Annotated in this window: 8 protein-coding genes; 3 read left to right on the forward strand and 5 right to left on the reverse strand. The window is 47.0% G+C overall.

From position 1 onward, the window contains the following. Window positions 1-103 precede the first annotated feature (103 nt). The 4 genes from B5D06_RS00230 to B5D06_RS00245 all read right to left on the reverse strand — a co-directional run bounded on the left by B5D06_RS00230 (window position 104) and on the right by B5D06_RS00245 (window position 2630). The gene (locus B5D06_RS00230) at window positions 104-829 is read right to left on the reverse strand and encodes a hypothetical protein (RefSeq protein WP_078736023.1); all 726 of its coding nucleotides are present in this window, start codon (window positions 827-829) and stop codon (window positions 104-106) included. After that, a complete protein-coding gene (locus B5D06_RS00235) occupies window positions 829-1290 on the reverse strand; it encodes a DUF3408 domain-containing protein (protein ID WP_078736024.1) in 462 nt (153 codons plus the stop codon). Before B5D06_RS00235 ends, B5D06_RS00230 begins: the two co-directional genes overlap by 1 nt. 3 nt (window positions 1291-1293) lie before the next feature. Beyond that, the gene (locus B5D06_RS00240) at window positions 1294-2079 is read right to left on the reverse strand and encodes a ParA family protein (protein ID WP_078736025.1); all 786 of its coding nucleotides are present in this window, start codon (window positions 2077-2079) and stop codon (window positions 1294-1296) included. Between the two features lie 347 nt (window positions 2080-2426). Beyond that, on the reverse strand, window positions 2427-2630 hold the full coding sequence (locus B5D06_RS00245) for a hypothetical protein (protein ID WP_039446385.1): 204 nt from the start codon (window positions 2628-2630) through the stop codon (window positions 2427-2429). Here B5D06_RS00245 and B5D06_RS00250 point away from each other — a divergent pair. From B5D06_RS00250 to mobC, 3 genes are read left to right on the forward strand one after another with little or no spacing between them, the layout of a single operon-like run. Then, the gene (locus tag B5D06_RS00250) at window positions 2629-3009 is read left to right on the forward strand and encodes a plasmid mobilization protein (protein ID WP_018964953.1); all 381 of its coding nucleotides are present in this window, start codon (window positions 2629-2631) and stop codon (window positions 3007-3009) included. The two genes, B5D06_RS00245 and B5D06_RS00250, sit on opposite strands and share 2 nt — an antisense overlap. Beyond that, window positions 3006-4289 carry a conjugal transfer protein MobB gene (mobB, locus tag B5D06_RS00255; RefSeq protein WP_078736026.1) on the forward strand — a complete coding sequence of 428 codons (1284 nt, stop codon included), beginning with the start codon at window positions 3006-3008 and terminating at the stop codon, window positions 4287-4289. Before B5D06_RS00250 ends, mobB begins: the two co-directional genes overlap by 4 nt. 51 nt (window positions 4290-4340) lie before the next feature. Continuing rightward, complete coding sequence (gene mobC, locus B5D06_RS00260) at window positions 4341-6344, forward strand: conjugal transfer protein MobC (RefSeq protein WP_078736134.1); 2004 nt, start codon at window positions 4341-4343, stop codon at window positions 6342-6344. Between the two features lie 313 nt (window positions 6345-6657). Here mobC and B5D06_RS00265 read toward each other — a convergent pair. Beyond that, a partial coding sequence (locus B5D06_RS00265) for a tetratricopeptide repeat protein (RefSeq protein ID WP_159442652.1) occupies window positions 6658-7452 on the reverse strand: 795 nt, incomplete at its 5' end.

The following is a 7452-nucleotide window of genomic DNA, read 5'->3' on the forward strand; positions in this document are numbered from 1 at the left end:
TGTGTAGGGAGGTCTGGATGGGGAGCACCCCTGTAGCTCGTTTTCATGGTACTACTTGCGTGTAGCCTTCATGTGCTACCCCATCCATTACTCCGCTTGTGTTTTAGAGGTAATAGTCTAAGGTTCTTTCGTTGTCTCCTTGAGGTTCTTGTCTTGGGAGGTGTTCCGTTTTTACCATATCGCTTTGTATTTGAGCTTCTTCTGCACGACGCATGGCTTCCAAGAACTTGGTATGCTTCGATTCTTGTGCCTTGAGATTTTCCTTGTACTTCTCAATCAAGTCAGTGCCTTGCACTTTACCGAGGGTTGCCTGAACTTCTGCTTCATCCTCTTCATCGAGAGTGTCGTCATGTTTGCTCCAGCGTCCCATGCGCACAAGGTCACGGGCAAGAATTGCCGATGGAGAAACCTCCGGAGTCGGATCGGGAGTGAACATCAGTTCCTCTCTCAAGACCTCATCCTCATCAACGGTGTCCATGGTATAAGCGACATGGAGTTCGTTCTCTGCCTCACTAATCGTGGGTACTTCTTCGGTTTTCTCTTGCTGCTCCGACACCTCGGACTCCGCAAAGTTATTGGCATTTTCAAGCGCTTTTTTGGAGGAGGAAGTCTTGGGAACTTTAGGGAAATCCGAGGGACTAAGCCCCTTGCTTTTCCCCACCAAAACATGTAGTTTCTCCTCTCTGTTCTGCTCCTCCTTAGGAGCTGCTTGCCCTTGCTCCTGCTTACCCATTCGAGAGAATTTGGAGCAGTAAGTATAGAGAATGAGGAGTAGCACCCAAATGATAACCAAGAGAAGCAGGACATTCAATAGTATCGTTTGCATCATTACAAGTCTAAATTGATGGTTGGATTGCGTTTGTACTGTGCCGCTGTTTTATTAAGCATCGCCTGATGTTCTTTGAGATGCTCCAAGAGGATGTTCTCTATATAAGCTGTAAGTGTCGCTTTGGAGCGGACGTCACGAAGGACATCTCGGAGTGTTTGCAGAATCTCCCCATGGATGGTGAAGCCAGATTTCCCGATACCATCACGAGAGGGGGCAAAGAAGCGTTTTTGGTACTCTTGAAAAGAGCATCCGCTCTCCTTGTTGCCCTTAGATCTTGTCATCGTAGGTATAGCATCCTCCGATGTCTCCTCTGTCGGTATCGGAGCCTCTTGTAGCTCTAACTCAACGGGGTGGTCGAAAAAGGGGGACTCCTCTGCACTACGCTTCGTAACCCCGATATCGCCCATCTCTTGGAGTTTGGCACTCAATATTTTTTGTCGTTTTTCTTGGATGGAAGGCATGATTTATTCAAGGATAAGGTGAAAACGTTGGAGAACCTCCTCTACCCATTCATCTACCCCTGTGGATAGACGAAGGGCAGGTACGGGTGGTAAATAAGAACTGCGGAAAACGCCTTTGACGCCTCCCTGACCTAATTCTCGAGAAAACTTCACCGAATGGTAGATACGGGTATCAAACAGGTTGATCTCCTCCTCTTGGGCATATTTTGTATAGTGGTCGACAACCACAGGACTGGCACTGCGATTGATTTTATTCCAAAGAAGCAGGAGGTCTCGAATGCGTGCGTCTTCAAAACTGAGACCCAAGTCCCGAACGGTTTGAGCATAGGCAAAACCGGATACCAGAGACTGAGGATCGGCTTCTATGGGGGAGATGATATAATCCATCTCTATGGAGAGCTGTAAAAGGGCTTCTGTACCGGCATGCCCCGGAAAGTCAAAGATGACCAACCGTTCCTTTCGTTCCGAGCTTTCCAGATACTTTTGGACATCTTTCAAGGCCGCATCAGGGGTGGAGCGTAAAATGGGATAAGCCAGATGCCCAAACTTGGTAAAATAGACTTTGAGCTGTTCGCTCAGCTCCTTGGAAGCTTGAATGAGATTGCGTTCCCGCTCTCGAAGTTTATAGAACGATTCCTGCGTACCGTCACAATCGACCACTACGAGAGGGAGATGCTTCTCATAGTAAAGTATGGAGGCAAGGATTTCGGCAAGAGAGCTCTTGCCGACACCGCCTTTTTGTGAGGCGAAGCCCAAATAAATGGGAGCTTGCATAGGGAGTGTTTTCATGTCAGATAACTGTTTACGGAAATAACTGATTCTTGGATTTAGTGACCGACCGATGCTCTGAGGTTGATTCGTTAGTGAATAGATAACTCAGTCTAAACTAAGCGACTGAAATCTTGATTAACTGACGGATTCAATAACTGCTCTACATCGTGACTTTCCTACTTTTGAACCGACTTACAAACGGAGGTCGGTTGGTCTATTCTGAGTTAGGTCGGTCAGTCGGTTCTGACCTAAATCCGCTGCAAAATAAGTTGGTAAATCAGTCGCTTTCAACCCCTCGGGAAGCATCGGGAAATAGCAGGATATTCTCGGAATATCCCTTATGATGAGACTGTTACAACAAGCCTCTAACTTTGCAGAGGAATAGAAAATGGAGAACTATATCCATCGAAGTAGCCCCCGAAGAGGGTGGATGCTTCATCAGCATCATCTCTTGATACCGGCAAGGTGTGTCTTTGTCCGACAAACTCCGTTTCTGCCGACAAAGCCCCCTTGCCTCGGTGCGAGGAGAAAATGACTCCAAAGTCGTCATTAACCAACAATACAGCCATGAATGAAAAGATAGAACGTTGGGATAGGTGGGATACTCGCCTACCCAATCCCAAAGACCAACAAAAGGTCATTGCTCTCTTCCACAAATCGGGAGCAGAAACAAAGTCAGACTTCGTGCGTGCCCGTCTTTTGGGAGAGAGTTTTAAGGTCATTACCGTAGACAAATCAGCCGTGGAATACTATCGTAAACTCTCCGAACTCACGGCACAAGTTCATAAAATCGGCATCCTCTACAATCAAGTTGTGAAGGCAATCAACAGCTACCACTCGGTGAAAACAGCTCAACTTTTGCTACAAAAGTTGGAGCAATATGCTTCACAGATTATTGCCCTACAAGAGCAGGCAATAGCCCTTACTATAGACTACCGCAAGCGATGATTGCGAAGATTTCCGGCACAGCAAACCTCGGAGGAGCACTCGGCTACAACTTCAAAAAAGTGGAGGCTAAGGAGGCGACAATACTCTTGGCTCAGGGGTTGTATCAGAATACTAGTGGCAAGTACACAATGAATGAAATTCTTGCCGATATGCAAGCACTTATCCCCCAAAAATGCAGGACGAAGAATGTGGTCTTTCACTGCTCTCTCAATCCACATCCCGATGAGAAACTATCGGACGATATTCTTGCTCGGATAGCCCAAGAGTACATGCAGGCACTCGGCTATGGCAAGCAGCCCTATATCATCTTTAAGCATAACGACATTGCACGCGAACATATTCATATCGTATCACTACGCATAGATGGAAAGGGGTGCAAGCTGAATGACCAATTTGAGAAGAGACGAAGTAAGAAGATAGCCGATACCTTGGAACGCAAGTATGGCTTGCTTCCAAGTACAACTCAAAGAAAAGATCAGATAGAAACGATTCAAGGTGTGGAACAGGGAAAAGTCAATATAAGGGAACAGATCGCCTCTGTTGCCCGCTCCGTCATTTCTCACTACCATTTCTGCTCTTTGGGGGAATTCAATGCAATTCTTACTAAGTATAAGCTTACCGTAGAGGAAGTGAAAACGGAGTATCGAGGAAAGAGATACAACGGACTGGTCTATGTCCCAATAGATGGTAAGGGGAGTAAGATAGGTACACCTATCCATGCCTCAGAAATTGGACGAGGGGTAGGCTATTCTGCTGTTCAACACAAGATACAGCAATCCAAACAGAACATTAAACCGCTTATGGCGAACATACGACAAAGGGTCTTACAGGTGATGAGAACTTCTCCCCGAACGGAGGAGGAGCTACATCGTAGACTAGAGAATGAAGGTCTACGAGCAGTCATCAGGAAGAATAACAATGGTCGTATCTACGGCATCACTTTCATTGACGATAAGTCAGGTGCGGCTCTCAATGGCTCTCGATTAGGAAAGGGCTATGGAGCCAATCAATTTGAAGCCTATTTCTCTGACTTGACGCACAACCACTTCTTAAACGAAGAGCTTTATGGCCAAATAGCAGCCTCAGAACAAGTCAACAAGCAACTTACACAGAGCCTGCTAGTACAAGAAAAAGCGGGCGATAATCTCATTGATGAAGTCCTTGAAGAGCTGGTAGGTGACACATCTCTACCAATAGGCAATGATGATTGGAAAGAGGTGGCTTGGCAACGCAAACTCCGCAGGCAAAACAAAATCAGACTAAAGCGAAGAAAAGGCTAAATGAACAGCATTATAACACGATTCGAACACCATTCAAATGATATTAAAACTATGGCACAAGAAGATGATTTGAGAGCCCTTGGTAAAATTATGGACTTTATGAGAGGATTATCCGTGATATTCCTCCTCATCAACTGTTATTGGTTCTGCTATGAAGCCTTTCATGAGTGGGGCTTTACGCTGGGCATTGCAGACAAAATCCTGATGAACTTTCAACGAACGACAGGATTATTCTCCTCTATCCTTTGGACAAAGCTCTTTTGTGTGGTCTTCCTCGCCCTCTCTTGTCTCGGCACTAAGGGTGTCAAGGAGGAGAAAATCACTTGGCCAAAGATTTGGGTAGTCCTCGCTGTGGGCTTTGTCTTCTTTTTCCTCAACTGGTGGCTACTAGCTTTGCCCATCGGCAAGATCGGAGCAGCTTCGCTCTACATCTTTACCCTCTCAGTGGGCTATATCTGTCTCCTCATGGCTGGAGTATGGATGAGTCGCCTGCTCAAAAACAACCTCATGGACGATGTTTTCAATGTCGAGAACGAGAGCTTTATGCAGGAGACACGGCTAATGACCAACGAATACTCGGTCAATCTGCCGACACGCTTTTACTACAAAAAGCGATGGAACAAGGGCTGGATTAACATCGTCAATCCCTTTCGTGCCTCGATGGTACTCGGTACGCCTGGCTCGGGTAAGTCCTTCGCCATTGTGAACAACTATATCAAGCAGCAGATTGAAAAGGGCTTTGCCATGTACATCTACGACTATAAGTTCCCCGACCTTTCGGAGATAGCTTACAACCACCTGCGTCATCATCTCGATGCGTATGAAGTGAAGCCCCGATTCTATGTCATCAACTTTGATGACCCACGCAAGAGCCATCGCTGTAATCCCATCAACCCAGCCTTTATGACCGACATCTCAGACGCCTACGAGTCAGCCTATACTATTATGCTGAACCTTAACCGCACATGGATACAGAAGCAGGGGGATTTCTTTGTGGAGTCGCCTATCATTCTCTTAGCTGCGATTATCTGGTATCTCAAGATTTACGACGGTGGCAAGTATTGCACCTTTCCGCACGCTATTGAGTTTCTTAACCGCCCCTATGCTCAAATCTTTCCTATCCTCACAGCCTACGATGAACTCGCCAACTACCTCTCGCCCTTTATGGATGCTTGGGAGGGCGGGGCACAAGATCAATTACAGGGGCAGATTGCTTCAGCTAAAATCCCACTCTCTCGTATGATTTCACCTGCCCTCTACTGGGTCATGACAGGAAATGACTTCTCGCTCGACATCAATAATCCCAAAGAGCCGAAGGTCTTGGTCGTAGGTAATAACCCCGACCGACAGAATATCTATTCCGCGGCACTCGGATTGTACAACAGCCGTATCGTCAAACTCATCAATAAGAAGAAGCAGCTCAAGTCCTCCGTCATTATTGACGAGCTACCCACCATCTACTTTCGTGGGCTGGACAACCTCATTGCCACGGCTCGAAGCAACAAGGTAGCCGTATGTCTCGGTTTTCAGGACTTCTCTCAGCTCACTCGTGACTACGGTGACAAGGAGAGCAAGGTGATTCAGAATACTGTGGGTAATGTCTTCTCTGGTCAGGTCGTGGGCGAAACAGCCAAGACTCTCAGCGAACGTTTCGGTAAGGTACTACAGCAACGACAATCGATGACCATTAACCGCAACGACAAGTCTACCTCTATCTCCACACAGATGGATAGCCTTATTCCTGCCAGCAAAATTTCCAACCTCACACAGGGTATGTTTGTCGGCGCGGTCTCCGATAACTTTGACGAACGCATCGAGCAGAAAATCTTCCACGCAGAGATTGTTGTCGATGTTGCTAAGGTATCAGCCGAGACCAAAGCCTACGAGCCGATCCCCGTCATTGCCGAGTTCACAAACAAAGATGGCTCCGATAATCTCAACGAGACCATCGAAGCCAACTATAAGCGAGTAAAGCAAGAGGTGCTAAGCCTTGTGGATACAGAAATCAGGCGGATTAAGGCGGATCCGCTATTCTGTCACTTAATCCAGGTGTAATATCTTTACTTCTTAATAACGATTGTTCTTGTGCTTTTCTAGAAACAAAAGAAACCAACAGGTAAGAAATTTATCCCAATTGACACTGTGGTATATTGTAAGCCCTTAAATGGTTCATTGGTTTGTAGGGTTTAATTTGGGCTGAAAGTTTATTTCTCATCCGACGGCAAACGCTCTCGAAGCCATTCTACAACCCGAGCGACCTCTGCCAGGTGTTCACCTGGGATTAGACCCTCTTGCGTAAGACGCTCCAGATCACTCAGACAGCCGTGCCCAAAGGTTTTGCCTTCGGCTGACGGGTTAGGCAGGCGTACTAGTGCCTTGTACAGCTCCCAAGCCTCTGGGTACTTACCCTGTAGGAGTAGTGCTGGAGCGAGATGGTGTTGCTCTCGTTTTTATCCTGTGCCAAGCGTTTGTTTACCTCAAGGGATCTAAGCAATAGGCTTTCTGCCTCCCCATAATCCTTGAGTTCCTTATAATTACTCGCAAGACTCTGTAACGCAATAGACAAGTAACCTAGATAGCGCTCAGGATCCTGCTCGGCCAGCTGCTCGCAGATAGCTAATGCCTGCCTGTGGTACTCCGCCGCCTTGGCATAGTTCCCTTGGGCATTGTAACTACCCCCTAGCCTATTAAGACTCCTTATCAAAGCAAACTGATAGACCGAGGAGGGATTTCCCTTGGCGAGCTGCTCACGTATAGCGAGCGCACGGCTGTAGTACTCCACCGCCTTGGCGTAATCCCTTTGCTCACTGTAGTTAGCCCCCAAGTTATTAAGGCTGCTTGCTAAGTCGGACAGATAAGCCTTCGGATTCTCAGACGAGAGCTGTTCATAGATGTTTGCTGCTTGTTGGTAGTACTCTGAGGACTGGGTGTACTCTTTGAGCTTGTTAGCTCTGAATCCCAGATCGAATAGCACTGATACAACTTTAGACCGATAGGTCTTAGGATTCTCTACGCTCAGCTTCTCATATATGGCTAAAGCTCGACAGCCAGCCTCTAGAGCCTTGCCATAATCCTTCTGATCGTTGTAGTTAACTCCTAGGTTATTGAGGCTACTCGCCAAGTCGGGCAGATAGACCTTCGGGGTTTCAGAGGCTAGTTGCTC

The sequence above is a fragment of the Porphyromonas circumdentaria genome (assembly GCF_900167105.1).
GTDB lineage: Bacteria > Bacteroidota > Bacteroidia > Bacteroidales > Porphyromonadaceae > Porphyromonas > Porphyromonas circumdentaria.

What these genes read in the sequence shown, in the direction of transcription:
- B5D06_RS00230 (WP_078736023.1), bottom strand. Translation starts at nt 829, where the DNA reads ATGATGCAAACGATACTATTGAATGTCCTGCTTCTCTTGGTTATCATT.
- B5D06_RS00235 (WP_078736024.1), bottom strand. Translation starts at nt 1,290, where the DNA reads ATGCCTTCCATCCAAGAAAAACGACAAAAAATATTGAGTGCCAAACTC.
- B5D06_RS00240 (WP_078736025.1), bottom strand. Translation starts at nt 2,079, where the DNA reads ATGAAAACACTCCCTATGCAAGCTCCCATTTATTTGGGCTTCGCCTCA.
- B5D06_RS00250 (WP_018964953.1), top strand. Translation starts at nt 2,629, where the DNA reads ATGAATGAAAAGATAGAACGTTGGGATAGGTGGGATACTCGCCTACCC.
- B5D06_RS00245 (WP_039446385.1), bottom strand. Translation starts at nt 2,630, where the DNA reads ATGGCTGTATTGTTGGTTAATGACGACTTTGGAGTCATTTTCTCCTCG.
- mobB (WP_078736026.1), top strand. Translation starts at nt 3,006, where the DNA reads ATGATTGCGAAGATTTCCGGCACAGCAAACCTCGGAGGAGCACTCGGC.
- mobC (WP_078736134.1), top strand. Translation starts at nt 4,341, where the DNA reads ATGGCACAAGAAGATGATTTGAGAGCCCTTGGTAAAATTATGGACTTT.